General features: G+C 75.5%; 26 protein-coding genes. 11 read left to right on the top strand and 15 right to left on the bottom strand.

Translation table 11 applies throughout. The features are described 5' to 3' along the window. Positions 1-94 precede the first annotated feature (94 nt). Complete coding sequence (lepA, locus tag ACYVOF_RS12145) at positions 95-1,948, top strand: translation elongation factor 4 (protein ID WP_460866782.1); 1,854 nt, start codon at positions 95-97, stop codon at positions 1,946-1,948. Positions 1,949-1,958: 10 nt separating this feature from the next. Beyond that, positions 1,959-3,023 (top strand): NAD(P)H-dependent flavin oxidoreductase, encoded by a 1,065-nt coding sequence (locus ACYVOF_RS12150; protein WP_460866784.1) that lies wholly within the window; start codon positions 1,959-1,961, stop codon positions 3,021-3,023. Between the two features lie 4 nt (positions 3,024-3,027). Here the strand turns inward: ACYVOF_RS12150 and ACYVOF_RS12155 are convergent, their stop codons facing one another. From ACYVOF_RS12155 to ACYVOF_RS12180, 6 genes are all read right to left on the bottom strand, one after another. Next, positions 3,028-4,413, bottom strand: coding sequence for an HNH endonuclease signature motif containing protein (locus ACYVOF_RS12155; protein WP_460866786.1), 1,386 nt, complete (start codon positions 4,411-4,413; stop codon positions 3,028-3,030). A 96-nt stretch (positions 4,414-4,509) separates the two neighbouring features. Further along, positions 4,510-5,427, bottom strand: coding sequence for a DNA-3-methyladenine glycosylase family protein (locus tag ACYVOF_RS12160; protein WP_460866789.1), 918 nt, complete (start codon positions 5,425-5,427; stop codon positions 4,510-4,512). 72 nt (positions 5,428-5,499) lie between these two features. After that, complete coding sequence (locus ACYVOF_RS12165) at positions 5,500-6,426, bottom strand: acetamidase/formamidase family protein (RefSeq protein WP_460866791.1); 927 nt, start codon at positions 6,424-6,426, stop codon at positions 5,500-5,502. A 2-nt stretch (positions 6,427-6,428) separates the two neighbouring features. Next, positions 6,429-7,685 (bottom strand): serine hydrolase domain-containing protein, encoded by a 1,257-nt coding sequence (locus tag ACYVOF_RS12170; RefSeq protein WP_460866793.1) that lies wholly within the window; start codon positions 7,683-7,685, stop codon positions 6,429-6,431. 55 nt (positions 7,686-7,740) lie between these two features. Continuing rightward, positions 7,741-9,717 (bottom strand): glycoside hydrolase family 15 protein, encoded by a 1,977-nt coding sequence (locus ACYVOF_RS12175; protein WP_460866796.1) that lies wholly within the window; start codon positions 9,715-9,717, stop codon positions 7,741-7,743. Positions 9,718-9,769: 52 nt separating this feature from the next. Beyond that, positions 9,770-10,735 carry a quinone oxidoreductase family protein gene (locus ACYVOF_RS12180; protein WP_460866798.1) on the bottom strand — a complete coding sequence of 322 codons (966 nt, stop codon included), beginning with the start codon at positions 10,733-10,735 and terminating at the stop codon, positions 9,770-9,772. A gap of 32 nt (positions 10,736-10,767) precedes the next feature. Here ACYVOF_RS12180 and ACYVOF_RS12185 point away from each other — a divergent pair, with 32 nt between their 5' ends. Continuing rightward, the gene (locus ACYVOF_RS12185; RefSeq protein WP_460866800.1) at positions 10,768-11,073 is read left to right on the top strand and encodes a hypothetical protein; all 306 of its coding nucleotides are present in this window, start codon (positions 10,768-10,770) and stop codon (positions 11,071-11,073) included. A 63-nt stretch (positions 11,074-11,136) separates the two neighbouring features. On the opposite strand, the gene ACYVOF_RS12190 is transcribed toward ACYVOF_RS12185, so the two are convergent. Further along, positions 11,137-11,613, bottom strand: coding sequence for an RrF2 family transcriptional regulator (locus tag ACYVOF_RS12190; protein WP_460866879.1), 477 nt, complete (start codon positions 11,611-11,613; stop codon positions 11,137-11,139). A gap of 258 nt (positions 11,614-11,871) precedes the next feature. Here ACYVOF_RS12190 and ACYVOF_RS12195 point away from each other — a divergent pair, with 258 nt between their 5' ends. Continuing rightward, positions 11,872-12,768, top strand: a complete 897-nt coding sequence (locus tag ACYVOF_RS12195) for a sulfite exporter TauE/SafE family protein (RefSeq protein WP_460866802.1) — start codon at positions 11,872-11,874, stop codon at positions 12,766-12,768. Positions 12,769-12,812: 44 nt separating this feature from the next. Beyond that, positions 12,813-13,286, top strand: coding sequence for an OsmC family protein (locus ACYVOF_RS12200; protein WP_460866803.1), 474 nt, complete (start codon positions 12,813-12,815; stop codon positions 13,284-13,286). A gap of 7 nt (positions 13,287-13,293) precedes the next feature. Here the strand turns inward: ACYVOF_RS12200 and ACYVOF_RS12205 are convergent, their stop codons facing one another. Further along, on the bottom strand, positions 13,294-14,103 hold the full coding sequence (locus ACYVOF_RS12205; protein WP_460866805.1) for an enoyl-CoA hydratase-related protein: 810 nt from the start codon (positions 14,101-14,103) through the stop codon (positions 13,294-13,296). A 71-nt stretch (positions 14,104-14,174) separates the two neighbouring features. Between ACYVOF_RS12205 and ACYVOF_RS12210 the strand changes: the two genes are divergently transcribed. Further along, positions 14,175-14,900 (top strand): hypothetical protein, encoded by a 726-nt coding sequence (locus ACYVOF_RS12210; RefSeq protein ID WP_460866807.1) that lies wholly within the window; start codon positions 14,175-14,177, stop codon positions 14,898-14,900. 2 nt (positions 14,901-14,902) lie between these two features. On the opposite strand, the gene ACYVOF_RS12215 is transcribed toward ACYVOF_RS12210, so the two are convergent. The 6 genes from ACYVOF_RS12215 to ACYVOF_RS12240 form a co-directional block, all read right to left on the bottom strand. Further along, positions 14,903-16,189 carry a sulfate adenylyltransferase subunit 1 gene (locus ACYVOF_RS12215; protein WP_460866809.1) on the bottom strand — a complete coding sequence of 429 codons (1,287 nt, stop codon included), beginning with the start codon at positions 16,187-16,189 and terminating at the stop codon, positions 14,903-14,905. Next, positions 16,189-17,076 (bottom strand): sulfate adenylyltransferase subunit CysD, encoded by an 888-nt coding sequence (gene cysD / locus ACYVOF_RS12220; protein WP_460866881.1) that lies wholly within the window; start codon positions 17,074-17,076, stop codon positions 16,189-16,191. Before cysD ends, ACYVOF_RS12215 begins: the two co-directional genes overlap by 1 nt. A gap of 26 nt (positions 17,077-17,102) precedes the next feature. Beyond that, on the bottom strand, positions 17,103-17,801 hold the full coding sequence (locus ACYVOF_RS12225; RefSeq protein WP_460866811.1) for a phosphoadenylyl-sulfate reductase: 699 nt from the start codon (positions 17,799-17,801) through the stop codon (positions 17,103-17,105). After that, positions 17,798-17,977: a hypothetical protein gene (locus tag ACYVOF_RS12230; protein WP_460866813.1), complete on the bottom strand. Its 180-nt coding sequence runs from the start codon at positions 17,975-17,977 to the stop codon at positions 17,798-17,800. The genes ACYVOF_RS12225 and ACYVOF_RS12230 overlap by 4 nt, the downstream gene beginning before the upstream one ends. Before the next feature lie 10 nt (positions 17,978-17,987). After that, positions 17,988-19,679 carry a nitrite/sulfite reductase gene (locus ACYVOF_RS12235; RefSeq protein ID WP_460866815.1) on the bottom strand — a complete coding sequence of 564 codons (1,692 nt, stop codon included), beginning with the start codon at positions 19,677-19,679 and terminating at the stop codon, positions 17,988-17,990. Between the two features lie 100 nt (positions 19,680-19,779). After that, positions 19,780-19,869 carry a putative leader peptide gene (locus ACYVOF_RS12240; protein ID WP_460866817.1) on the bottom strand — a complete coding sequence of 30 codons (90 nt, stop codon included), beginning with the start codon at positions 19,867-19,869 and terminating at the stop codon, positions 19,780-19,782. 99 nt (positions 19,870-19,968) lie between these two features. Between ACYVOF_RS12240 and hemW the strand changes: the two genes are divergently transcribed. Further along, on the top strand, positions 19,969-21,165 hold the full coding sequence (hemW, locus tag ACYVOF_RS12245; protein ID WP_460866882.1) for a radical SAM family heme chaperone HemW: 1,197 nt from the start codon (positions 19,969-19,971) through the stop codon (positions 21,163-21,165). A gap of 3 nt (positions 21,166-21,168) precedes the next feature. Here the strand turns inward: hemW and ACYVOF_RS12250 are convergent, their stop codons facing one another. Next, positions 21,169-21,498 (bottom strand): type II toxin-antitoxin system VapB family antitoxin, encoded by a 330-nt coding sequence (locus tag ACYVOF_RS12250; RefSeq protein WP_460866819.1) that lies wholly within the window; start codon positions 21,496-21,498, stop codon positions 21,169-21,171. 98 nt (positions 21,499-21,596) lie between these two features. Between ACYVOF_RS12250 and hrcA the strand changes: the two genes are divergently transcribed. The 4 genes from hrcA to ACYVOF_RS12270 all read left to right on the top strand — a co-directional run bounded on the left by hrcA (position 21,597) and on the right by ACYVOF_RS12270 (position 25,637). Then, positions 21,597-22,631, top strand: a complete 1,035-nt coding sequence (gene hrcA / locus ACYVOF_RS12255; RefSeq protein WP_460866821.1) for a heat-inducible transcriptional repressor HrcA — start codon at positions 21,597-21,599, stop codon at positions 22,629-22,631. Between the two features lie 174 nt (positions 22,632-22,805). Continuing rightward, positions 22,806-23,963, top strand: coding sequence for a molecular chaperone DnaJ (gene dnaJ, locus ACYVOF_RS12260; protein ID WP_460866822.1), 1,158 nt, complete (start codon positions 22,806-22,808; stop codon positions 23,961-23,963). A 9-nt stretch (positions 23,964-23,972) separates the two neighbouring features. Next, entirely contained in the window at positions 23,973-24,725 is a 753-nt protein-coding gene (locus ACYVOF_RS12265) for a 16S rRNA (uracil(1498)-N(3))-methyltransferase (RefSeq protein ID WP_460866824.1), read from the top strand. Positions 24,726-24,752: 27 nt separating this feature from the next. Beyond that, positions 24,753-25,637, top strand: a complete 885-nt coding sequence (locus tag ACYVOF_RS12270) for an alpha/beta hydrolase family protein (RefSeq protein ID WP_460866825.1) — start codon at positions 24,753-24,755, stop codon at positions 25,635-25,637. The last annotated feature ends 36 nt before the right edge of the window (positions 25,638-25,673 follow it).

A 25,673-nucleotide genomic window follows, 5' to 3' on the forward strand; every position in this document is an offset into this window, starting at 1 on the left:
ACCTCGACGAGGTGGGCCGGCCCGGCGCACCGACCAGGTCCCCGGCGCAGGTCCTCCGACCTGCGCCGCGACCCCAGCCCGACCAGGGAGCTCAGTGCCCAGCTTTGCCGAGACGACGTTCACCCCGCCCGCGCGGATCCGGAACTTCTCCATCATCGCCCACATCGACCACGGCAAGTCGACGCTGGCCGACCGGATGCTGCAGCTGACCGGGGTCGTCGACCCGCGCCAGATGCGCGCGCAGTACCTCGACCGGATGGACATCGAGCGCGAGCGCGGCATCACCATCAAGGCCCAGAACGTGCGGCTGCCCTGGGTCATCGAGGAGGGCGAGGGTGCGGGCGAGGAGATCGTGCTGCACCTCATCGACACCCCCGGCCACGTCGACTTCACCTACGAGGTGTCCCGGGCGCTCGAGGCGTGCGAGGGCGCGATCCTCCTTGTCGACGCCGCGCAGGGCATCGAGGCGCAGACCCTGGCCAACCTGTACCTGGCCATGGACAAGGACCTCACGATCATCCCGGTCCTGAACAAGATCGACCTGCCCGCGGCCGACCCCGACCGCTACGCCGAGGAGATCGCCCACATCGTCGGCTGCGAGGCATCCGACGTGCTGCGGGTCTCGGGCAAGACCGGCGCCGGGGTGGCCGAGCTGCTCGACGAGGTCGTCCGCAAGGTGCCACCGCCCGTCGGGGACGCCGACGGCCCCGCCCGCGCGATGATCTTCGACTCCGTCTACGACGCCTACCGCGGCGTGGTCACCTACGTGCGCGTGGTCGACGGCGAGATCCGGCCGCGCGAGAAGGTCACCATGATGTCGACCGGCAGCACCCACGAGCTGCTCGAGGTCGGCATCATCTCCCCGGAGCCCAAGGCCACGACCGGGCTCGGGGTGGGCGAGGTCGGCTACCTCATCACCGGGGTCAAGGACGTCCGCCAGTCCCGCGTCGGGGACACGGTGACCACGACGAAGAAGGGCGCGACGGAGCCGCTGGTCGGCTACCGCGACCCCAAGCCGATGGTCTACTCCGGGCTCTACCCGATGGACGGCTCGGACTACCCGGTGCTGCGCGACGCGCTGGAGAAGCTGCGGCTCAACGACGCGGCGCTGGCCTACGAGCCGGAGACCTCGGTGGCGCTGGGCTTCGGCTTCCGCTGCGGCTTCCTCGGCCTGCTGCACATGGAGATCACCCGCGACCGCCTCGAGCGCGAGTTCGGCCTCGACCTGATCTCCACCGCGCCCAACGTGGTCTACCGCGTCGTCACCGAGGACGGCAGCTCCCTCGACGTCACCAACCCGTCGTACTGGCCGCCGGGCAAGCTGCGCGAGGTCCACGAGCCCGTGGTCAAGTGCACGGTGATCTCCCCGAGCGAGTACATCGGGGCGATCATGGAGCTGTGCCAGTCGCGGCGCGGCGAGCTCGGTGGCATGGACTACCTCTCCGAGTCCCGGGTGGAGCTGCGCTACCAGATGCCCATGGGCGAGATCATGTTCGACTTCTTCGACGCCCTGAAGTCGCGCACCAAGGGCTACGCCAGCCTGGACTACGAGGAGTCCGGCGAGCAGGAGGCGGACCTGGTGAAGGTCGACATCCTGCTGCAGGGCGAGCCCGTCGACGCGTTCTCCTCGATCGTGCACCGCGACGACGCGGGCGCCTACGGCAACAAGATGACCTCGAAGCTCCGCGAGCTCATCCCGCGGCAGAGCTTCGAGGTGCCTATCCAGGCCGCGATCGGCGCCAAGATCATCGCGCGCGAGAACATCCGCGCCATCCGCAAGGACGTGCTCGCCAAGTGCTACGGCGGTGACATCAGCCGCAAGCGCAAGCTGCTGGAGAAGCAGAAGGAGGGCAAGAAGCGCATGAAGACGATCGGTCGCGTCGAGGTGCCGCAGGAGGCCTTCGTGGCCGCGCTGAGCTCCGAGGCCGGGGACAAGCCGAAGAAGTGAGGAGCCCGGCGTGAGCGCCGTCCTGGCCGGCCTGGCCGCGCCCGTGGTGGGGGCGCCGATGGCCGGTGGGCCGAGCACGGTGGCGCTGGCCGCGGCGGTGTCCGGCGCGGGTGGTCTGGGCTTCCTGGCCGGGGCGAACCTGGCGGTGGACGCGCTGGCCGGACGGGTGCGCGAGCTGCGGGACGTGCTGGGGGAGCGGCCGTTCGGGGTGAACCTGTTCCTGCCGACCGCGGAGCCGCCGCTGCTCGACCTGGCGGCGCACCTCGCCGCGCTGGACCGCTGGGCGGCCCGGTACGACGTTCGCCGCGGGGCGGCCACCTGGGACGACGACGCCTGGCGGGCCAAGGTCGACGTGCTGCTGGCGGACCCGGTGCCCGTGGTCGGGTTCCACTTCGGCTGCCCGCCGCGCGACGTGGTCGACGCGCTGCACGGCGTCGGCTCCGAGGTGTGGACGACCGTGACCTCGCGCGCCGAGGCCCGCACCGCGACCGCGGGCGGGGTGGACGCGCTGGTGGTGCAGGGCCGCGAGGCCGGCGGGCACCGCGGCACCCACGGCAACGACGCCGGCGCGGTCGACCCCGACGACGAGCCCGGCCTGCTGGCGCTGCTGCGGCTGGTGTCCTCGGTGACGGAGCTGCCGCTGGTCGCCGCCGGCGGGCTGGTGCACGGCGCCGACGTCGCGGCCGTGCTCGTGGCCGGGGCCTCAGCGGCCCAGTGCGGCAGCGCGTTCCTGGGCTGCCCCGAGGCGGGGACGTCGTCAGTGCACCGCGCCGCGGCCGCCGCCGACCGCCCCACCGCCACCACCCGGGCGTTCTCCGGTCGCCCCGCGCGCGGGGTCCGCAACGCGCTGCTCGACGAGCTGACCGACCGTGCGCCCGCGGCCTACCCGCACCTCAACCGCGCGTCGGGCCCCGTGCGGGCGGCGGCCGCGCAGCGCGAGGACGACTCGGCCGTGGCGCTGTGGGCCGGCCAGACCCACCACCTCGCGCGGGTGCTGCCCGCGGCCGAGGTGGTGGCGCTGCTGGTGGCCGAGGCCCGGGACGCGCTGTCGGCGGCCACCTCCCGGCTGCGCTGACCGCTCACGCGGCTCCGGGCCCGGGGGTGCGGGGGGCCGACCACGCGCGTCGCAGCACCTCGGTGGCGTAGCCGACGTCCAAGGGCTCGCCGTGCCAGGCGGGCGCCGTCGCGTCCGGTCGCACGCGGTCGTCCGCGAGGTGTTCCGCGGGACCGTCGGGGCCGGGTGCGGCCAACCACGGTCGCCCGTCGCGGTGCAGCTCGAAGCGTTGCCCGCCGAGCGCGGTCACGGTGAACCGGCCGAGGTGCAGCGAGCGGTGGCAGCCGCCGCAGAGCAGCAGCAGGTTGTCGAGGTCGGTGCGGCCGCCGCGGCTGCACGGGACGACGTGGTGGGCGTGCAGGAAGCGGGTGCGGCCGCACCCCGGGGCGCGGCACCCGCCGTCGCGCAGCAGCAGGGCCCGCAACTGGGCCGGGGACGGCACCCGGCGGGCGCGGCCGAAGGCCAGCACCGGCCCGCCCCGGGCACCGAGCGGGCGTCCGGCGGCGTCGACGACGACCGCGCGCCGGGTCGCGCCGCACTGCAGCTCGGCCGCGGCGGCGGGCTCGAGCGGCGGCCCGTCCTGCAGGTGCGACCCGAGCTCGTCGACGCGGAGGAGGACCTCGGCGGCGACGGCGTGCGCCGGTGCGGCCACGGCGTCGCAGACCACCGACGCGGCCGCGACCAGCGCCGGGCCGAGGTCGGACGGCGGCGGCGCGATGAGGTCGGGCGGTTCCGCGGAACCGTCGGTGCGGGTGCGCTCGTGCTCGGCCCGCGTCAGCGCGGCGAGCACCGCGGCGCCGTCCTGGGCGGCGAGCCGACCCCACACGACCAGGTCGCCGGTCTCGGGGTCCCACCGCCACTGGACCCGTCGGCGGTCCTCCCGGTCCTGCTCGCGTCGCTGCTGCTCCGCCGCGGGGCCGTCCTGCTGCGCCGCGGCGGTCCGCAGCCCCCGGACGAGGCGCTCCACGTGGGCGGCCGGTGCGGCGAGCGCGACGTCGACCAGGTCGTCCTCGGTGCCCGGCGTCGCGACCCGGGCGAGCGCGCGCACCTTCGAGTAGCTGAGCCGGCCGTGGTCGAGCTCGGCGGCGGTGCGGGGCAGGGCGGTGAGCGCGCGGGCGACCCGGACGTGCTCCCGGGCGGTCCGCAGGTCGGTGCCGCACCGCCAGGACAACCAGTGCGCGCAGGACGCCAACCCGGGTCCGGCCCAGCCCTCGCGGGCGTCGAAGTCCGCCAGCAGCCGCAGGAAACGGCCGGTGGCGGCGGCGATCTGACCCGCGAGCGTGACCACCTCGTCCCCGACCTGCTCGACCGAGCGCAGCGCCGTGACCGACCCGGGCCCCGTGCTCGTGCCGGGTGCGCCCTGCGGCGCGTCGTCGGGTGTGTGGTCCGGCCGTGCGGCGGCGGTGGTCATGGCGTCCCCCGGGGATGTCGTTCGAGCGGGGTGTCGTGCGAGCGCGGTGTCGTTTGACCGGGAGCATCCCCGGGGGGACCGACAGGAACCGGCGGCTCAGGCGGGGCCGAGCAGCGCAGGCGCCGCGGAGCGCATCGTCACGCAGGCCCACGCGCGCCAGGGTGCCCACGGGGCCAGATGCTCGGCGAGACCGTCGGGGGTGAGCGGGCCGTTGCCGGTCAGCAGCGCCCCGGTGACGGCCAGCACTGCGGGCTCCAGGACGGGCACCACGTCGGGGTCGCCGAGCGCACGGACCACGACGAGCTCGGCGTAGTACGGCCCGATCCCCTCCAGCTCGCGCAGCCGGGCCGCGGCCTCGGCCGGGTCCAGGGCACGCAGCGCGGCGGTGTCGAGCCGGCCGTCGAGCGCCGCACGGGCCAGACCGTGCAGCCGGCGCAGCTTGACCTCGGGCAGCGAGGGGAACGCGTCGACCGCCAGCAGCTGCTCCGGCGTCGGCAGCACGGGCACCACCTCACCCCCGACGGTCAGCACCGTGCCGTGGGCCCGCGACAGCCGCTCCCGCAGCGCCGCGCCCTGGGCGGCCGGCCGACGGGCGGACAGGATGCACCAGGCCAGTGCCTCGTAGGCGGAGTGGAACAGCGGCGGCCGCAGCCCGGGCACGGCCGCGACGAAGCGCGCCAGCACCGGGTCGGCCGCGGCGAGGGCGTCCCAGGGCCGGGCGTCGACGTCGGCCGAGAGCACCCGCAGCGCCTGGGCGACCGCGGCATCCACCGTGGCGCCGTCGGGGTCCGCGCCTGCGCCGGTCACCTCCAGGTGCAGGGTCCCCGGGTCCGGCTGGCGGACCTGCACCCCGACGGGGGTCCAGCCGGGCTCGAGCAGGAAGCCCAGCCGCATCACCGACGGGTCGGCGGCGGCGTCGCGCTGGCCGAAGCCGAAGGCGGCGCTGCGGGTCAGGTCGAACGCGCCGCGCAGGGTGTGTGTGCGGGTGGCGGGAGCGGCGAGGGTGGTGGGCACGGGGCACCTCGGTGGGTCGTCCGGACGGGTCGGGCCCACCGTGGCACCGACCCCCGACAGGTCCGGGCCCGGTCAGCGCAGCGCGTCGTGGGGCAGCAGCGCGTGCACGCCGACGACCTGGTTGACCACCTGGGTGACGTGCAGGTCGACGACCACCGACGCCAGCGCGAGCGCCTCGGCCCGGCCCAGCCCGTGCAGCGCGCCCAACAGGTCGAGCACCCCGTCCAGGGCGTGGCCCGTGGCGGTGTCGAGGTCGTCCGCGACGCCCAGGACGACCCAGCCGGCGGGGGTGTCGGCGACGGGGGTGCGCAGCGCGAGGCCGTGCAGCTCGGGCAGCACGTCGAGGGTGAGCGTCGCGGTGGCCGGGCACTCGATCGCCGTCCCGGAGACCTCCCCGTGCCCCTGCGCGGCGTGCGCGTCCCCGACGGAGAGCAGGGCGCCCGGCACGGTGACGGGCAGGTACAGGGTGGACCCGGCGACGACGTCGCGGCAGTCGAGGTTGCCGCCGTGCCACCGCGGCGGGACGGTCGAGTGCCTGCCGGGCTCCGCCGGGGGCAGCCCGACGACGCCGAGGAACGGCCGGGTGGCCACGGTGTGCCCGTGCTGGGTGGTGGCCGTGGCCCCGTCGATGGTCCAGCGCAGCACCGCGCGGTCGTCGACCACGCCCAGGCGGCGGTTGACCGGGGTGTCGCGCATCCCCGCGTAGGTGGTGCCGAACGTCCCCGGCACCACTGCGTCGACCCGGACGGCCAGCACGTCACCGGGACGGGCGCCGCGCACCGCGACCGGCCCGGTCAGCGCGTGGCCGTGGCCCGGCCGCCACGCGGGGTGGCGCGGCCGGGCCAGCACGTCCCCGGTGCCGTCCCACGGCCCGGCCGACCAGCCCGAGTCGAGGCAGTCCACGACGACGGTCGCGCCGGGGTCGACGGTGAGCACCGGCGCCAGCGCGGGGTCGAACCAGCCGTGCAGGGTGCGCTCGTCCGCGGGCAGCCGGGGCACCGTCAGTCCACGATCGACTGGTGGACCAGCTGGCGCAGGAAGGGCCGGATCGGCAGCGTCGAGCTGGGCAGCAGCTGGGTGTAGAAGGTGACGGTGAGATCCTCGACGGGGTCGACGTAGAACGCGGTCGACGCCGCGCCGCCCCAGGAGTAGTCGCCCACCGAGCTGACCACCCCGTACGCGGCCGGGTCGAGCACCATCGAGAACCCGAGGCCGAAACCGACTCCGCGCAGCGGGGTCTCGGCGAACAGGGGGCGGCCGTAGGTCTCGAGGTCGGCCCCGCCGGGGAGGTGGTTGCGGACCATGTGCGCCAGGGTGCGGGGCCCCAGGACACGTCCCCCGTCCGGTGTGGACCCACCGGCGCGCAGCATCTCCACGAAGCTCAGGTAGTCCCCGGCCGAGGACACCAGCCCACCCCCGCCGGAGAGGAACGCGGGCTTCTGGTGCGCGGCGGCCGCGAATGCGGTCAGCGGGGTGACGCCGGCGCCGTAGAGCTGGGCGAGGCGGCCGGCGTCGTCCGGCGAGGCGAGGCCGAACGACGTCTCCGTCATGCCCAGCGGCGCGTAGATGCGCTCGGCGAAGACCTCGTCGAGGGGCTTGCCCGCCCACAGCTCGACGAGGCGGCCGAGCACGTCGGTGGAGACGCCGTAGTTCCACTCCCGGCCCGGCTGGAACACCAGCGGCACCGCCGCCCACTGCCGGCACACCTCGGCGGAGTCCGCGCCCGGCGGGGTGCCCCACTCGTGGCCGGCCGCGCGGTACATCGCGTCGACGGGGTGGGTGCGGTGGAACCCGTAGGTCAGCCCCGAGGTGTGGGAGAGCAGGTGCCACACCCGGATCGGCTCGGTGGCCGGCTCGGTGACGGGCTTCTGGTCGGACCCGGCGACGTAGACGCGGGTGTCGGCGAACTCGGGGATCCAGCGGCTGATCGGGTCGGTCAGCTCGAACGCGCCCTCCTCGTACAGCGACATCGCCGCCACCGACGTCACCGGCTTGGTCATGGAGAAGATGCGCCAGAGGGTGTCCGGGGTGACGGGCAGGCCGGCCTCGACGTCGCGCTGCCCGCCGGTGCCCACGTGGACGAGCTCGCCGTGGCGGGCCACGGTGACGAGGAATCCGGGCAGCTGCCCCTCGTCGACCCACCGCTGGCAGCGGGCGTCGAGGCGGCGCAGCCGCGCCGCGTCGAGACCCACCGCCGCGGGGTCGGTGCTCACCTGCAGGTCGTTCGCCGTGGTCGTCGTCGCCGTGGTGTCCGTCACGTCCCCCAGTCAAGCACCGCGAGGTCGTGCGCGCGGCTCACGGACCCGCCGGCGGTCACGCGCCGCCGTGCGCGGGCTGGAACGAGCCCAGCTCGTCGGCCTCGCTGCGGATGACGTGCACCACCGCGTTGATCAGCGCGAGGTGGGTGAAGGCCTGCGGGAAGTTGCCCCAGTGCCGGCCCGTGGCGGGGTCGATCTCCTCGGCGTAGAGCTGCAGCGGGCTGGCGAAGGAGAGCAGCCGCTCGCAGAGGTGGCGGGCCCGGCGGGTCTCCCCGATCTCGACCAGGGCGGAGACCAGCCAGAACGAGCAGATGGTGAACGTGCCCTCCTCGCCGGTCAGCCCGTCGTCGGTCTCCTCGACCTGGTAGCGGAGCACCAGCCCGTCCACGGTCAGCTCGTCGGCGATCGCCAGCACCGTGGCCCGCACCCGCTCGTCGTCGGCGGGCAGGAAGCGCAGCAGCGGCACCAGCAGCAGCGAGGCGTCGAGGGCCGTCGACCCGTAGCGCTGCACCAGCACGCCGCGCTCGTCGACGCCGTGGGCGAGGACGTCGGCGTGGATCTCGTCGGCGATCTTCTGCCAGTCCTCGGCGAAGCCGGCCTCGCCGTGCAGCCGGGCCAGCTTGGCGCCGCGGTCCAGCGCGACCCAGCACATGACCTTCGACGACGTGAAGTGCTGCGGCTCGCCGCGGACCTCCCAGATGCCGCGGTCGGGCTCCCGCCAGTGCGCGATGGCCTCCTCGACCTGCGCCTTGAGCAGCGGCCACAGCTGCTCGGGCACCTGCTCGCGGGAGCGGGTGTGCAGGTACACCGAGTCCAGCATGGTGCCCCAGATGTCGTGCTGCTCCTGGTCGTAGGCCCCGTTGCCGATGCGGACGGGGGCCGCGCCCTCGTAGCCGGAGAGGTGCTCGAGCTCCAGCTCGGTCAACGAGCGCTCCCCGCCGACGCCGTACATCACCTGCAGCGGGTGCGGCTTGCCGTTGCCCGAGCCGGACACGTCGGCGATGAAGGAGAAGAAGTCGTTCGCCTCCCGGTCCAGGCCCAGGGTGTAGAGCCCCCACAGGGCGAATGTGGAGTCCCGCACCCAGGCGTAGCGGTAGTCCCAGTTGCGCTCCCCGCCCGGGGTCTCCGGCAGCGAGGTCGTGGCCGCGGCGAGCAGCGCGCCGGTGGGGGAGTAGGTCAGGCCCTTGAGGGCCAGCGCGCTCTGCTGCAGGAAGCTCCGCCAGGGGTGGTCGGGGAACCGGCCCGCGGCGATCCACTGGCGCCACGACTCCTGGGTCCGCCACATCTTCTCCGCGGCCTCGGCGTAGGTCTGCGGGGCGGGCAGGTCTGACCAGCTCAGGGCCACGAAGACGTCGTCGCCCTCGGTGAGCCGGGTGCGGGCGCGGGCCTCGCGGCCCTCCAGGCCCAGCCGCAGGTCGGTGGTCAGCTTCAGGGTGGGCATCGCCGGCTCGCCCTCGACCACCTCCGGGGTGCAGGTGGCCACTGCCTCCCCGTAGGCGGGCCCGGTGTAGGCCCACGTGGCTCCGCGCCGGTGGTAGTCGAAGGCGGGCTCGCAGCTCAGCGCCAGCTCCACGGTGCCCGACACGCAGCGCACGGTGCGCAGCAGGACGTGCTCGGCGTCCCAGTCGGTGGGGGTGCGCCGGTGGGTCTTGGAGCGCTCGTCGGTGTTGTGCCAGCTGCCCATGACCAGGGCGTCGCGGACGATGAGCCAGCCGGTGTCGGTCTGCCACGTGGTCTCCACCATGAGGCTGCCCGGCATGTAGCGCCGCGACGCGGGCACGGCGACGCCGTAGGGCGCGAGCCGGGAGTGCCCCGCGCCCCGGTCCAGCATCGCGCCGAAGACGCTGGGGGAGTCCGGCCGCGGCACGCACATCCACTCCACCGAGCCGTTCGGCGCCACCAGGCAGGTGGTCTCGCAGTCGGAGAGGAACGCGTAGTCCGCGATGGGCGGGAACGCGCTGCGACCGACCCCGCCCGGCGACACGCGCCGCGGGACGGGGACGGCGGCGGCCAGGGGCGCGGACTGGTCCATCCGCGCATCATGCCCGGGCCAGGTCACGGCCCGGTGAACACCGCCGCCGGTCCTACCGGGTCAGCACGATCTTGCCCGCGGTGCGGCCCTCGAGCATGGCGCGGAACGCGTCCTCGGCCTCGGTCATGGGGACCTCCGAGCCGATCTCGGGGGTGATGCCGCGCTGGGCGCAGAAGGAGAGCAGGTCGGCCAGCTCGTCGCGGGTGCCCATGGTGGAGCCGACGACGCGCAGCTGCAGGAAGAAGACCCGCTGCAGCTCGGCGCCCGCGTCGGGCCCGGAGGTCGACCCGGACACCACGATGACGCCGCCCGGCTTGAGCGAGCGCACGGAGTGGCCCCAGGTCGCCTTGCCGACGGTCTCGAACACGCCGTCGACCTTGCCCGGCAGCCGCGCCCCGGACTCGAAGGTGGCGTCGGCGCCCAGCCGGGAGGCGAGCGCGCGCTTCTCCTCGGTGCGGCCGGTGACCCACACCCGGAACCCGGCCGCCGACGCCAGCTGCACCAGGGCGGTGGAGACGCCGCCGGAGGCGCCCTGCACCAGGATGGTCTGCCCCGGGCGCAGGCCGGACTTGACGAAGAGCATGCGGTAGGCGGTGAGCCAGGCGGTGCCCATGACCGCGCCCTGGGTGAGCGTCATCGCCTCCGGCAGCGGGACGACGTTGCGGGCCGGGACGACGACCTGCTCGGCCATGGTCCCCTGGTGCAGCTCGGTGAGCAGCGTCCGCCGGGGGTCCAGGGTCTCGTCCCCCACCCACCCGTCGCTGGGGATCACGGAGTGGATGACGACGGGCGAGCCGTCGGGCAGGGTGCCGGCGCCGTCGCAGCCCAGCGTCATGGGGAACTGCTCGGGCTTGATGCCCACGCCCCGCAGCGTCCACAGGTCGTGCATGTTCAGGCTGGCCGCCGCCACGTCCACCGTCACCCACCCCTCGGGGGCGGTGGGGGCGTCGCGCTCCCCGACGCGCAGGGACGCGATCGGGTCGTCGGCGTTGGGCTCGGCTGCGTGCACGGCAAACATGGGCCTGAACCTAGCGGGCTAGCCTCGCCGGTGTGGGCTGGCTGGGCACGTGGTGGGACTCCGTCGAGCTGTGGCTCGTCGGCCTGCCCTTCGTGCTGCAGGTCCCCGTCGTGCTCGGGGTGGTGGTCCCGCTCTGCGGGGCGGTCGCGGTGGGCCTCGACCGGGGGGCGGACGTGGTCGCGGCCCGGCTGCCTACCCTGGGCGCGGTGAGCACCCGCCGCCGGTCCGTCCCGGACGCCCTGCGGGCTCGCCTCGCCTCGCCCCGCTTCCGGATCACCGCGACCCTGGTCGGGCTGCTGGTGCTCGTCGTCCTCGCGTCGCTGCTGCGCGCCGTCTGAGCGGGGACCGCGGCGGCGGTGTCACGGGGCCGGTGTCACGGGGCGGGTGTCACGGGGCGGGTGTCACGGGGCCGGGGGCGGCCACACCGAGGACCAGGAGCGCTGCTGCTCGGTGTGCCCGCTCACCGCGGGCGGGAGCTCGCCGGCGACGACGTCGGCGATGGTGGTTCCCTCCATGATCGCGCGCAGCGAGGCCCGCACCGCCACCCACACGTCGCGCAGGTGGGTCGCCGGTGCGCCGTAGTCGACCGCCTCGGGGCGGTGGCCGTGGATCAGCGCCAACGGCCCGTCGACGACGCGGACCACGTCGGCGACGCTGATCTCGGCGGCCGGGCGGGCGAGCCGGTGCCCGCCCTCGGGGCCGCGCCGGCTGACCACGAGGCCGCCGCGGCGCAGCTCGGCCAGGATCGCGTCGAGGAACGTGCGCGGGATGTCCTGCGCGGCCGCCACCTCGTCGGCCTTGATCGCGCACCCCGGCTCGGCCGCGGCCAGCACGCACACGGCCCGCACCGCGTAGTCCGCCTTCGCCGAGATCTGCACGCGGGCCAGCATGCCGCACCCGTCCAGCATCGTTCCCGATCAAGTTGACCGGTCCGGTCGACAATGCCACGATGGCCGCCGTGTCCAGGACCGTGCTCGCGCCCGCCGCCGGCGTGCTCGTGCGACGCCTGCACCTGGACCTGATGCGCCTGTCCGCCAGCGGCTGCTGTCCGCGGGAGAGCTGACCCTCCCCGTCCCGCCCCGCTCGGACCCCTCGCGCGCGCCGCTGCGCCGCGCCCCTCACGACAGGTGCTCGCCGTGTCCTCGTTCCTCTCGATCGACCCCTCGCTCGTCGTCGCCGGCCTGCTCGTCGGCCTGCTCGTCGGGCTCACCGGGATGGGGGGCGGCGCGCTGCTCACCCCGATCCTGGTGCTCGTCTTCGGCGTGGCCCCGCTGGCCGCGATCTCCTCCGACCTGGTCACCAGCCTGGTCATGAAGCCCGTCGGGGCCGCGGTGCACCTGCGCCGCGGCACGGTGCAGACGGGGCTGGTGAAGTGGCTCGTCCTCGGCGCCGTGCCGTCGGGGTTCGTCGGGGCCGTCCTCGTCGGCACGCTGGGCCGCTCTAGCGGGGTGCAGTCCACCCTGAAGACGGTGATCGGTGCGGCGCTGGTGGTCTCGCTGCTCGCCACGCTCACCCGGCTGGTGCTCGACCGCCGCGGCGGCACCCGGGACCACGGTCCGCTCGTGGTGCGCCCGGGCGTGACCGTGGCCATCGGCGTGGTCGGCGGGCTGGCCGTCGGCATCACCTCGGTCGGGGCGGGCTCGCTCATCATCGCGCTGCTGCTGCTGGCCTACCCCGGTCTCACCCCGTCGAAGCTCGTCGGCACCGACATCGTGCAGGCCATCCCGCTCGTCGGGGCGGCCGCGCTCGGCCACCTGCTCTTCGGTGACGTCCAGCTCGCCGTCACCGCGTCCCTGCTCGTCGGGGCCCTGCCCGCCATCTACGTCGGGGCCCGCCTCTCGGCCCAGGCGCCGTCGACCGTCATCCGCCCGGTGGTCTCCGCCGTGCTGCTGGCCTCCGCGCTGGCGCTGCTCAAGGCCCCCACGTCCCTGGTCGTCTCCGGTGCGCTGGCCGCGGCCCTGGTCACCGTGCTGCTCACCCGTCCCGGCCGCCGTCCCGCCGAGGACGACCGCGTCCCGCTCACCACGTCCTGACCCGTCCCCCAGCTCCCCACCCCGACCCCGCCCCGGAGGCACCCGTGACCAGCGCCACCCGCCCGAAGCAGACCGTCGTCCCGTTCCACGTGTCCGGCACGGGCACCGGCGTCGCCCAGCAGGTCGACGTCGACGGCAAGCACACCATCGCCGTCGACACCTACCCGTCCTTCGGCGGCGAGGACTCCGCGCCCAGCCCGCTGTCCTACGCGCTGGCCGCGCTGACCTCCTGCACCCAGGTCGTCTCCGCCGTCGTCGCCAAGGACCTCGGCATCACCCTCGGCCGGATCACCGCCGAGGCCACCGGTGACCTCGACACCGCCGTCATCGGCGGCGGGGCGCAGGGCAACGCGAACTTCGACGCGGTGCGGCTGACGGTCCACCTCGAGAACGACGCCACCGCCGAGCAGTTCGAGCAGCTGCGCAGCGAGACCGAGCGCCGCTGCCCCGTCAGCCAGCTGTTCATCCGCAGCGGCCTGGAGTTCAGCAACACCTGGACGTCCGAGCCCCTGGGCTGAGCCGGGGTCAGGCCGGCCCGGCGGGCGGGGCGGGGACCCAGGCGGCGGGGCGCTTCTCGGCGAAGGCGCGCATCCCCTCCTGGGCCTCGTCCGCGGCGAAGAAGCCGGCGGAGAGCTCGAGCATCTCGGCGAACCGCTCCTCCGAGCCGGCCGTGGCCCGGGCGGCCAGCATCGCCTTGGTCGCGGCCAGCGCCGTCGGCCCGCCCCGGGCCAGGGAGGCCGTGTACCGGGCGACGAGCGCGTCGAGGTCCTCGGGGTCGGCGGTGGCGGTGAGCAGGCCGACCGCCACGGCCCGGTCGGCGTCGAACACGTCCCCGGTGAGGAACAGCTCCTGCGCCGCGCGCGGGTCGAGCAGCGGCAGCAGCGGCACCGAGATGACCGCGGGCACCACGCCGATGCGGACCTCGCTGAACGCGAAGGTGGCGCCGCGGGCGGCGACGGCGATGTCGCACGCGGCGACGAGGCCCACCCCGCCGGCCCGGGCGGGCCCGCGCAGCACGGCCAGCACCGGGCACCGGTGGCGCAGCAGGCGGGTGAGGATCCGCGGGAACTCGGTGACGCCCTGCTCGTCCGCCCCGGCCCCGGCCGTCTCGCGCAGGTCCATGCCGGAGCAGAACACCGTCCCGGTGTGGGTCAGGACGACCACCCGGACGTCCTCGTCGGCCTCGGTGGCCTTCAGGTGGGCCAGCAGCTCGCGGCGCAGCCGGGCCGAGAGCGCGTTGCGGTTGCGGGGCGAGTCGAGCGTGAGGGTGGCGACCCCGTCGGCGACGTCGAGGTGGACCAGCTCGGCCGGGTCGTGCTGCGGTGCATCGCTCATGGGGGAACCCTAGGCGTCCGTGACGCGTCGCAGACGGTGACGGACCGGGTCGACGGAGGGCGGGCAGCGCGGTGCAGCAGGGATCACGAGCCGGGGCGTGGGCGGCGGCGGTGCTGGCCTTCGCCCTCGCCGCGGGGTGCGCGACGAGCACGGTGGCGGGGACCGCGGCCACCGAGGCGCCGTCGACGCCCGCCCCGGGCGCACCCGCGGTCGAGGACACCCTGCCCGTCACCGCGGGGGGCACCGCCTACCAGCCGCTGGCGCTCACCCTGACCGACCTGCCCGCGGGGTGGATGGGCGCGACCGTCACCGCGACCGAGGTCGCGCAGGCGCCGCGCACCACGGTGGTGGACCCACCGGCCTGCGCCGAGATCGGCGCGACCCGGGCCGACACGGCCGGCAACGCCTACCTGGTCGCCTTCAGCCGGGTGGACCCTTTCAACAGCCTGTTCGAGTACGTCGCGCCCACCGGCAACCCCACGCTGGACGGGGTGCAGGCGCGGGCGCGGCAGTGCGCCACCTTCACCCAGACCGACCCGTCCACGCCGGAGCCGCAGACCGTGACCACCGAGGTGGTCGACGCGCCGGCGTCCCCGTCCGGGCGGAGCCTGGGGGTGCGGCAGCGCAGCACCACGACCTACCAGGGCACGACGCTGACGTTGGAGCGCCTCGAGCTGCTCGCCGAGGTGCGGGGCGCCCTGGTCTCCGTGGTGGGCCTCAGCGGCACCCGGGACCCGCTCGACACCGAGCTGGTGCGGGCCGCGTTCACCACCGCGGTGACCCGGCTCGCCGGCTGACCTCAGCCGGCGACGCTGCGCTCCACCGCGGAGAGGGCGTCGCCGACGAGGCCGGCGGCCAGGGTGTTCCCCTGGACGGGGTCGATGAGCAGGAAGCTGCCGGTGCGCCGGCTCAGGGCGTAGTCGTCCACCGCCAGCGGCTCCGCCGTGCGCAGCCCGATGCGGCCGATGTCGTTGAGGCCCAGCGTGTCGGGGGAGTCGACCCCGACGAGCTCCTGCTCGTCGAACCGCTCGGTGATCGCGGTGACGATCGCTTGGGTGGTGCGGGTGCCGTGCTTGACGAGCAGCCGTGCGCCCGGGCGCAGCGGTGCCTCGGCCAGCCAGCACACGGTGGCCTCGAGCTCGGCGAGCGGGGTGGGCGCGTCGGTGGGGCTGGCGATGAGGTCGCCGCGGGAGACGTCGACGTCGTCGGCGAGCACCAGGGTGACGCTGCGCCCGGTGCCCGCGGCGTCGAGCTCCCCGTCGGCGGTGTCGACCCGGGCCACGGTGGTGCGGGTGCCCGAGGGCAGCACCACGACCTCGTCGCCGGGGGAGACGGAGCCCGCGGCCACCTGCCCCGCGAAGCCCCGGTAGTCCGGGTGCTCGGCGGTACGCGGCCGGATGACGTACTGCACCGGGAAGCGCAGGCCCACGCGGTGCGGCTCGGCGTCGGTGGGCACCTGCTCGAGGTGCTCGACCAGGGTCGGGCCGTCGTAGTACGGGGTGCGCTCCGACGGGGTGACCACGTTGTCCCCGTGCAGCGCCGAGACGGGGATGGCCTGCACGGCGTCGTCGGACCACCCCAGCGCCCGGGACATGGCGGTGAACTCGGCGACGATGGCGGCGTAGGTGGCGGCCGGGTCGTCGACGAGGTCGATCTTGTTGACGGCCAGCACGAGCCGCGGCACCCCGAGCAGCGCCAGCACGGCGGCGTGGCGGCGGGCCTGGGTGATGACGCCCTTGCGCGCGTCGACGAGCAGGACCACCAGCTGCGCGGTGGAGGCGCCCGAGACGGTGTTGCGGGTGTACTGCACGTGCCCCGGGGTGTCGGCCAGCACGAAGCTGCGCCGCGGGGTGGCGAAGTAGCGGTAGGCGACGTCGATGGTGATGCCCTGCTCGCGCTCGGCCCGCAGGCCGTCCACGAGCAGTGACAGGTCCGGCGTGGACAGTCCCCTGTCGACGGACGCACGGGTGACGGCGTCGATCTGGTCGACCAGCACGGACTTGGTGTCGTAGAGCAGCCGACCCACCAGGGTCGACTTCCCGTCGTCCACGCTGCCCGCGGTGGCGAGGCGCAGCAGGTCCAGCATCAGAAGTACCCCTCGCGCTTGCGGTCCTCCATGGCGGCCTCCGACACGCGGTCGTCGGCGCGGGTGGCGCCCCGCTCGGTGACCCGGGACGCGGCCACCTCGGCCAGCACCGCCTCGACGTCCGCGGCGTCCGACTCCACGGCGCCCGTGCAGGAGCCGTCGCCCACCGTGCGGTAGCGCACCGCCTTGCGCACCAGGGTCTCCGAGGCGCGCGGGCCGAACCACGGCCCCGGCGTCAGCCACATCCCGTCGCGGGAGAACACCTCGCGCTCGTGGGAGTAGTAGATGTCGGGCAGCTCGATCTGCTCGCGGGCGATGTAGCGCCACACGTCCATCTCGGTGAAGTTGGAGATGGGGAACACCCGGACGTGCTCGCCGGGGGCGTGGCGGCCGTTGTAGAGGTTCCACAGCTCGGGCCGCTGCCGCTTGGGGTCCCACTGGCCGAAGGCGTTGCGCAGGCTGAAGATGCGCTCCTTGGCCCGGGCGCGCTCCTCGTCGCGGCGCCCGCCCCCGAACACCGCGTCGAAGCGGTGCTCGGTGATGGCGTCGAGCAGCGGCACGGTCTGCAGGGGGTTGCGGATGCCGTCGGGCCGCTCGGTCAGCCGGCCGTCGGCGAGGTAGTCCTCGACCTTGGCGACGTGCAGCCGCAGGCCGTGCCGCGCCACGACCCGGTCCCGGAACTCGATGACCTCGGGCAGGTTGTGCCCGGTGTCGACGTGCAGCAGGGCGAACGGCACGGGCGCGGGCGCGAACGCCTTGAGCGCGAGGTGCAGCAGCAGGGTGGAGTCCTTGCCGCCGGAGAAGAGGATGACGGGCCGCTCGAACTCCCCGGCGACCTCCCGCATCACGTGGACGGCCTCGGACTCCAGCGCGTCGAGGGCGTCCATCGTGGACGCGGCGGGCAGCGTGGCGGTCACTGGTGCAGCCCGCACTCGATCTTGTTCTTCCCCGCCCAGCGGCCGCTGCGTGGGTCGGCGCCGGGCAGCGGCTTCACCGTGCACGGCGCGCAGCCGATCGAGGGGTACCCGGCGTCGACGAGCGGGTTGACCAGGATCGAGTGCTCGGCGATGTAGGCGTCCATGTCCTCGTCGGTCCAGGCGGCGATGGGGTTGACCTTGACCAGGCCGAACTTGTCGTCCCACGTGACGGTCGGCGTGCCCGCGCGGGTGGGGGCCTCGACGCGGCGGACCCCGGTGACCCAGGCGTCGTAGCCGGCCAGCGAGGTGGTCAGCGGGGCCACCTTGCGCATCGCGCAGCAGCGGTCGGGCTCGCGGGCGAAGAGGTCCTTGCCGTACGCCTCGTCCTGCTGGGCGACGCTGAGCTCGGCCTTGGCCTCGACCACGTTCACGCCGTAGACCTGGGCGACGGCGTCCCGGGTGCCCAGGGTCTCGGCGAAGTGGTAGCCGGTCTCGAGGAACAGCACGTCGAGGCCGGGACGGGCCTGGGCGGCCAGGTGGACCAGCACGGCGTCCTGCATGTTGGACGCGACGACGAACCGGTCGCCGAAGGTCTCGGCCGTCCAGCGCAGCACCTCGGCGGCGGGGGCGTCGGCGAGCTCGGCGGCGCCGCGCTGCGCCAGGGTCTGCAGGTCGTCGGTGGCGGTGGGGCTCACGCGGTCACCTCTCGGGTGGTCGGGCTGGTGGTGGTGGCGGTCGGGGTGGTGAGGCGGAAGGTGGCGCGGCAGTCGCCGCAGCGCCAGCCGCCGTGGGGCAGCGGGGTGCCGTCGGCCGCGTCGGGCCGCAGGTCCTGCTCTCCGCAGTACGGGCAGTACAACGGCGCGGCCCTCACGCTGCTTCCCTCACTTGAGCAGGTCGTCGTCGGCGCGGGCCGCCCAGCGGGCGAACGGCTCCCCGGGCTCGCGGCCGGCGGCGAAGGCGCGCACCACCCGCTCGACGTAGGGGCCGAGCTCGTCGGTGGTGACCTTGTGCCCGCGCAGCTTGCGGCCGAACCCGGCCCCGTCGCCGGCGCCGAGGCCCAGGCTGCCGCCCAGGTGGACCTGGAACCCCTCGACCTGGGTGCCGTCGGGACCGGGGACCAGCTGGCCCTTGAACCCGATGTCGGCCACCTGGATCCGCGCGCACGAGTTGGGGCAGCCGTTGACGTGCACGCTGACGGGGGCGTCGAGCTCGGAGTCGAGGTCGGCCAGGCGGGCCTCGAGGTCGGGCACCAGCGTCTGGGCCCGCACCCGGGTCTCGGTGAAGGCGAGCTTGCAGAACTCCAGCCCGCTGCAGGCCATGACGTGGCGGCGCCACGTCGAGGGCCGGGCCTGCAGGCCGAGGCCGTCGAGCTCGGTGACCAGTGCCTCCACCGCGTCGTCGGGCACGTCGAGGACCACGAGCTTCTGCTGCGGGGTGAGCCGGACGCGGGCGGACCCGGCCCGCTCGGCGGCGTCGGCCACCGCGGTGAGCACGGTGCCCGACACCCGGCCGGCCACGGGGGCGACGCCCACGGCGTTGCGGCCGTCCTGCTGGCGCTGCACACCGACGTGGTCGCGCGGCCGGTCCAGCGGCGCGGGGGCGGGGCCGTCGAGCAGCGGCCGGTGCAGGTACTCCTCCTCGAGCACGCGGCGGAACTCCGCTGCGCCCCAGTCCTTGACGAGGAACTTGATGCGCGCCCGGGCGCGCAGCCGGCGGTAGCCGTAGTCGCGGAAGACCGAGATGATCCCCTCCCACACCTCCGGGACCTCGGCCAGCGGGACCCACGCGCCGAGGCGCTGGGCGATCATCGGGTTCGTCGAGAGGCCGCCGCCGACCCACACGTCGAGGCCGGGGCCGTGCTCGGGGTGGACCACGCCGACGAAGGAGACGTCGTTGACCTCGTGGGCCACGTCCTGCAGCCCGGAGATCGCGGTCTTGAACTTGCGCGGCAGGTTGGAGAACCGGGGGTCGCCGACGAAGCGGGAGACGATCTCCTCGACGGCGGGCGTGGGGTCGAGCACCTCGTCGACGGCCACCCCGGCCAGCGGGGAGCCGAGCACCACGCGCGGGCAGTCGCCGCACGCCTCGGTGGTGGACAGCCCCACCGACTCCAGCCGCCGCCAGATCTCCGGCACGTCCTCGACGCGGATCCAGTGGTGCTGCACGTTCTGCCGGTCGGTCAGGTCCGCGGTGTCGCGGGCGAACTCGGTGCCGATGCCGCCGACGACGCGGAGCTGCTCGGTGGTCAGCGCCCCGCCGTCCAGGCGGACCCGCAGCATGAAGCGGTCGGCCTCGAGCGCGTCGGTGTTGTCGTCCCCGGTGTGGGTGCCGTCGAGGCCCTGCACGCGCTGGGTGTAGAGGCCCCACCAGCGGAAGCGGCCGCGCAGGTCGGTCTTGTCGATGCTCGCGAACCCCTGCTTGGAGTAGACGTCCTCGATGCGGGCCCGCACGTTCAGGGCGTCGTCGTCCTGCTTGGTCTGCTCGTTGCTGTTGAGCGGCTCGCGCTGGCCCAGGGCCCACTGGCCCTCGTTGCGGGGCGCGCGGGCCGGGCGGGTGTCGACGCTGCTGGACACGGTGGTTCCTCCGAGGTGGGGCGCGCGGCGGCGCCCGGGACGTGCGGCGAGGACCAGGCCGGGGCTGCGGGGCAGCGCTCGTCGGCCGGGCGGGGGAGGGTCAGCGGCAGAGCGCGCTGGACGTGCGCAGCAGGTCCACGTGGCGCCGCGCCACGAGGGGAACTCCGCTGCCGGTCACGGGCGCCATCATGCCACGGTGCCCGACCCGCGCCGCACGGACGCCTCGCGGCGGCCGCCGGGGACGGCGGCGGGGACCGCGGGGGACACTGGGGGCGTGACGACGGCCGCGGTGGACCCCCTGCTCGACGCGGACGCGCTGGACGGGGTGGGGACGCGGCCCTTCGGCGTCTACGTCCACGTCCCGTTCTGCGCGACGCGCTGCGGCTACTGCGACTTCAACACCTACACCCCGGCCGAGCTGGGCGGTGCCGCGACGACCGGGTCCTGGCTCGACGGGGTGCGCGCGGAGCTGGCGCTGGCCGTGGCGACCCTGGGGGCCACCGGCGCCCCGCCCCCCGCGGACACCGTCTTCGTCGGCGGGGGCACCCCGTCGCTGCTCGGGGCCGACGGGCTGGCCGCGGTGCTCGACGCGGTGCGCGGCACCCTCGGGCTGGCCGCGGGCGCCGAGGTCACCACCGAGTCGAACCCGGAGTCGACCTCGCCCGCCTTCTTCGCCGGGCTGCGCGCGGCCGGGTTCACCCGGGTCTCGCTGGGCATGCAGTCCGCCGCCCCGCACGTGCTGGCCACGCTGGACCGCACCCACACCCCGGGCCGCGCGGTGACCGCGGCCCGGGAGGCCCGGGCCGCCGGCTTCGACCACGTCAACCTCGACCTCATCTACGGCACCCCGGGCGAGACCGACGCCGACCTCGACGCCTCGGTCGAGGCCGTGCTCGCCGCGGGGGTGGACCACGTCAGCGCCTACGCCCTCATCGTCGAGGAGGGCACCGCGCTGGCCCGCCGGGTCCGCCGCGGCGAGCTGCCCGCCCCCGACGACGACGTGCTCGCCGACCGGTACACCCGGCTCGACACCGCGCTGCGCGGCGCCGGCCTGGACTGGTACGAGGTGTCGAACTGGGCGGCCGACGACGCTGCCCGGTGCCGGCACAACCTCGGCTACTGGGACTCCAGCGACTGGTGGGGCGCCGGCCCGGGGGCGCACAGCCACGTCGGCGGGGTGCGGTGGTCCAACGTCAAGCACCCGGTGCGCTACGCGGCCACCCTCGCCCGCGGCGAGCTCCCCGTGGCCACCCGGGAGCCGCTCACCGCGCAGGAGCGCCACACCGAGGACGTGATGCTCGCGGTGCGGATGCGCAGCGGGGTGCCTGCGGCGTCGCTCTCGGCGGCCGAGCGCGCGGTGGCGGCGGGCCTGGTCGCCGACGGGCTGCTGACCCCGCGCGGCGGTCCGGAGCCGGTGGCGTGGGTGCTGACCGACCGGGGCCGGCTGATGGCCGACGCGGTGGTGCGCGACCTGCTGCTGGCCTGAGCCTCAGCCCGCCGGCGGGGACGGTGCGGCGGGGTGGAGCCACTCCAGGTCGAGCACCCGGGCGTGCAGCACGGTGCGGTTGCGCAGCGCCGCCCGCACGGCGCGGTGCAGGCCGTCCTCCAGGTACAGCGCGCCGCCCCAGAGCACGGCGTGCGGGAACAGGTCGCCGTAGAGGGTGGACTCCTCCTCCATCAGCGTCTCCAGCTCGAGGACCCGCTTGGTGGTGACCAGCTCGTCGAGGCGGACCTGCCGCGGCGGGATCTTCGACCAGTCCTTGGTCGACAGGCCGTGCTCGGGGTACGGCTTGTCGTCGCGCACCCCCCGGAAGATCACGGACCGAAGGGTAGCGACGCGGCCCGCCTAGGATGGGCGGGGCACGCACCGGGCGGGGACCAGCTCGCGCCGGGCACGGGGGCGAGGGGAGCACGGCGGTGGCGAGCACGGAGGACCGGCGCTTCGAGGTGCTGCGGGCGATCGTGTCGGACTACGTCGCCACCCAGGAGCCCGTCGGGTCGAAGTCCCTGGTCGAGCGGCACAACCTCGGAGTCTCCAGCGCCACGGTGCGCAACGACATGGCCGTGCTCGAGGACGAGGGCTACCTCGCCGCCCCGCACACCAGCGCGGGCCGCATCCCGACCGACAAGGGGTACCGCCGCTTCGTCGACCGGATCGCCGCGGTCAAGCCGCTCTCCGCGGCCGAGCGCCGGGCCATCCACACCTTCCTCGACTCCAGCGTCGACCTCGACGACGTGCTGCGCCGCGGCGTGCGGCTGCTGGCCCAGCTGACCCGCCAGGTCGCGGTGGTGCAGTACCCGTCGGTCTCGGCGTCCTCGGTGCGCCACCTCGAGGTGGTCGCGCTCACCCCGGCCCGGCTGCTGCTGGTGCTCATCCTCGACTCCGGCCGGGTCGACCAGCGCATCGTCGAGCTCGGCGACGTGGTGGGTGAGGACGGGGTGTCCCGCATCAAGGCCCTGCTGGGCGGGGCGATGGAGGGCAAGCGGCTGACCGCGGCCTCGGTGGCCGTGGCCGAGCTGGCCGAGTCGGCGCCGCCGGACCTGCGCGACGCCGTGCTGCGGGCCTCGATGGTGCTGGTGGAGACCCTCGTCGAGCACCGCGAGGACCGGCTGGTGCTCGGCGGCACCGCCAACCTCACGCGCAGCGCGTCGGACTTCAGCGGCTTCCCGGGCTCCCTGCGCTCGGTGCTCGAGGCGCTGGAGGAGCAGGTCATCGTGCTCAAGCTGCTGGCCGCGGCGCAGGAGAACGACGTGGTCACCGTGAGCATCGGCGAGGAGAACGAGGCCCAGGAGATGCGGGGCACCTCGGTGGTCAGCGTCGGCTACGGGGCCGGGGGCACGGTGCTCGGCGGGATGGGCGTGGTCGGACCCACCCGGATGGACTACCCGGGCACGATCGCCTCGGTCAGCGCCGTCGCCCGCTACGTCGGCGAGGTGCTGGCGGGCCGCTAGCAGGGCCGGGAGCGGGCGGGGCGACCCCGCCCGCCCGGACCCCGCACGCGGTGGGGACGGCGCCGGACCGGCACACTGGGTGGGCACGACGCGCGCCGGGGCAGCCCGGCCGCGCACCCGTGGGCGCGCGGCGCCCGCGGGGTGGGGACACGGAGAGGGTTCGGGAACAGACACGTGGCACGGGACTACTACGGCACGCTCGGCGTGGGCACCAAGGCGAGCCCGGAGGAGATCAAGCGCGCCTACCGCAAGCTGGCGCGCGAGCTGCACCCCGACGTCAACCCCGACGAGGCGGCGCAGGTGCGCTTCCGCGAGGTGACCACCGCATACGAGGTGCTCTCCGACCCGCAGAAGCGCCAGGTCGTCGACCTCGGCGGGGACCCGCTGGAGACCGCGGGCGGCGGGGGCGGCGGCGCGGGGTTCGGCGGCGGGGCCCAGGGCTTCGGCCTCGGCGACATCATGGACGCGTTCTTCGGCGGCGGGAACGGCGCCGGCGGACGCGGGCCCCGCAGCCGGGTGCAGCAGGGCTCCGACGCGCTGCTGCAGGTGCGGCTGACCCTCGCCGAGTGCGCCGCCGGCGTGGCCCGCGACATCACCGTCGACACCGCCGTGCTGTGCGACGTGTGCACCGGCTCGGGCACCGCCCCCGGCACCTCGCCGGAGACGTGCGACACCTGCGGCGGCGCGGGCGAGGTCCAGTCGGTGCAGCGCTCCTTCCTGGGCCAGGTCATGACGGCGCGGCCCTGCCCGACGTGCCGCGGCACCGGTGAGACCATCCCCGACCCGTGCCGGCAGTGCGGCGGCGACGGCCGGGTGCGCTCCCGCCGCGAGATCACCGTCAAGATCCCCGCGGGCGTGGGCGACGGCATGCGCATCCGGCTCTCCGGACAGGGCGAGGTGGGCCCCGGCGGCGGGCCCGCCGGCGACCTCTACGTCGAGGTGGCCGAGGAGCCCCACGAGATCTACGTCCGCGACGGCGACGACCTGCACGCCACCGTGCGGCTGCCGGTGACCGACGCCGCCCTGGGCACCACGGTGCCGCTGGAGACGATCGACGGCCACGCGACGATCACCGTCGAGCCGGGCACCCAGCCGGGCGCGGTGGTGACCCTGCGCGGGCACGGCATGCCGCGGCTGCGCTCCGGGATCCGCGGCGACGTGCACGTCCACCTCGACGTCGTCGTCCCCACCAAGGTCGACCGCAAGGGCTCGGACCTGCTGCGCCAGCTCGCCCGCAGCCGCCCCCACGACGTCGCCGAGGTCGTCACCGTGGGGTCCAAGCAGAGCGGCGGCCTGTTCTCCCGGCTGCGCGAGAGCTTCGGCGGGCGCTGACCCCCGGCCGTGTCACCCCCCTGGTTCCACCACCCGGACCTGCCCGCCGCGGGCACCACGCTGGTGCTCGACGGGGCGGAGGGCCGCCACGCCGCCACGGTGCGGCGGCTGCGCCCCGGTGAGGCCGTGCTGCTCACCGACGGCCGCGGCGACGTCGCCGGCTGCACGGTGGCCGGCGTCGGCCGCCACGAGCTGACGCTGACCGTGGACACCCGCCGCCACGAGCCCGCCCCGACGCCGCGCGTGACCGTGGTGCAGGCGCTGCCCAAGGGGGAGCGCTCCGAGCTGGCCGTCGAGCTGGCCACGGAGGCCGGGGCCGACCGGCTCGTGCCCTGGCAGGCCGCCCGCTGCGTGGCCCGGTGGAGCGCGGGGGACAAGGCCGCCAAGGGGGTGGCGCGGTGGCGCGCGGTGGCCGACGCCGCGGCCAAGCAGTCCCGCCGGGCCTGGGTGCCCGAGGTGAGCCCGCTGCACACGACGGCCGAGGTGGCGGTGCTGCTGGCCGCGGTGGACGTGGCCCTGGTGCTGCACGAGGAGGCCGCCGTCCCGCTCGCCTCGGTGCCGCTGGCGGGGGCGGCCTCGGTGGCGCTGGTGGTCGGCCCGGAGGGCGGCATCGGCGACGACGAGCTGGCCGCCCTGGGCGGGTCCCGCGTGACCGCGGTGCACCTGGGGCCGACCGTGCTCCGCACCTCCACCGCCGCCGCCGTCGCGCTGGGGGCGCTCGGGGTGCTGACGGACCGCTGGGCGCAGGGGGCGCAGTCGTGACGGTGGAGCAGTGGTGACGGTGGGGCAGTGGTGAGCCGGCGCGGCGTGCTCGCCGGGATCGGGGCGTCCGCGGCGTCGGTGCTCGCCGCCGCGTGCGGGGGGCGCGCCGCGCTGCCCGCGCCCGGGCCGACCCCGGCCGACGTCACCCGCGTCGCCTACGGCAGCGGGCGCGACCAGCTCGGCGAGCTCTCCCTGCCCGCCGGGCAGGGCCGGGTGCCCGTGGTCGTGGTCGTCCACGGCGGCTACTGGCGCGCCCAGTACGGCCTGGAGCTGGGCCGCCCGCTCGCGGCCGACCTCGCCGCGCGCGGCGTCGCCGCCTGGAACATCGAGTACGGCCGGGTCGGAGCGGGCGGCACCGGGGGCTGGCCGACGACCCTGACCGACGTCGCCGCCGCGGTCGACGCGCTCGCCGGGCCGGTGGCCGCCGCCGCCTCGGGTCGGCTCGACCTCGACGACGTGCGCGGGGTGGGCCACTCAGCCGGCGGGCAGCTCGTGGTGTGGGCCGCGTCCCGGCACCGGCTGCCGGAGGGCGCCCCGGGCTCGGCCCCGCTGGTGCGGCTGCGGCGGGTCGTCTCCCAGGCCGGCGTGCTCGACCTCGTCGCCGCCGACCGCGACGGGCTGGGCTCGGGCGCGACCGCGGCCCTGCTCGGCGGCTCCGCCGGGCAGGTGCCCGAGCGCTACGCCGTGGCCTCGCCGCTGGCCCTGCTGCCGACCGGCGTGCCCGTCACGTGCGTGCACGGCGACGCCGACGTCACGGTCCCGCTGGGCCAGAGCCGCACCTACACCGCGGCCGCCACGGCGGCGGGGGACCCGGCCACCCTCGACGTCGTGCCGGGGGCCGACCACTTCACCCTCATCGACCCCACCTCCGACGCCTGGGCCCGCGCCCGGGCGGCCCTGGGGGTGGCGTGAGGCGCCGCCGCGCTCCCGGCACGCCCACGCCCCGCG

This window comes from Rhodococcus aerolatus (genome assembly GCF_054783215.1).

Bases quoted from the DNA above. Each gene is read 5' to 3' on its own strand.
- cysD (WP_460866881.1), bottom strand. From the start codon at position 17,076: ATGGACGCCCTCGACGCGCTGGAGTCCGAGGCCGTCCACGTGATGCGG.
- ACYVOF_RS12175 (WP_460866796.1), bottom strand. From the start codon at position 9,717: ATGGACCAGTCCGCGCCCCTGGCCGCCGCCGTCCCCGTCCCGCGGCGC.
- ACYVOF_RS12240 (WP_460866817.1), bottom strand. From the start codon at position 19,869: ATGATGGCGCCCGTGACCGGCAGCGGAGTTCCCCTCGTGGCGCGGCGC.
- ACYVOF_RS12155 (WP_460866786.1), bottom strand. From the start codon at position 4,413: ATGACCACCGCCGCCGCACGGCCGGACCACACACCCGACGACGCGCCG.
- ACYVOF_RS12205 (WP_460866805.1), bottom strand. From the start codon at position 14,103: ATGAGCGATGCACCGCAGCACGACCCGGCCGAGCTGGTCCACCTCGAC.
- ACYVOF_RS12180 (WP_460866798.1), bottom strand. From the start codon at position 10,735: ATGTTTGCCGTGCACGCAGCCGAGCCCAACGCCGACGACCCGATCGCG.
- ACYVOF_RS12215 (WP_460866809.1), bottom strand. From the start codon at position 16,189: ATGCTGGACCTGCTGCGCCTCGCCACCGCGGGCAGCGTGGACGACGGG.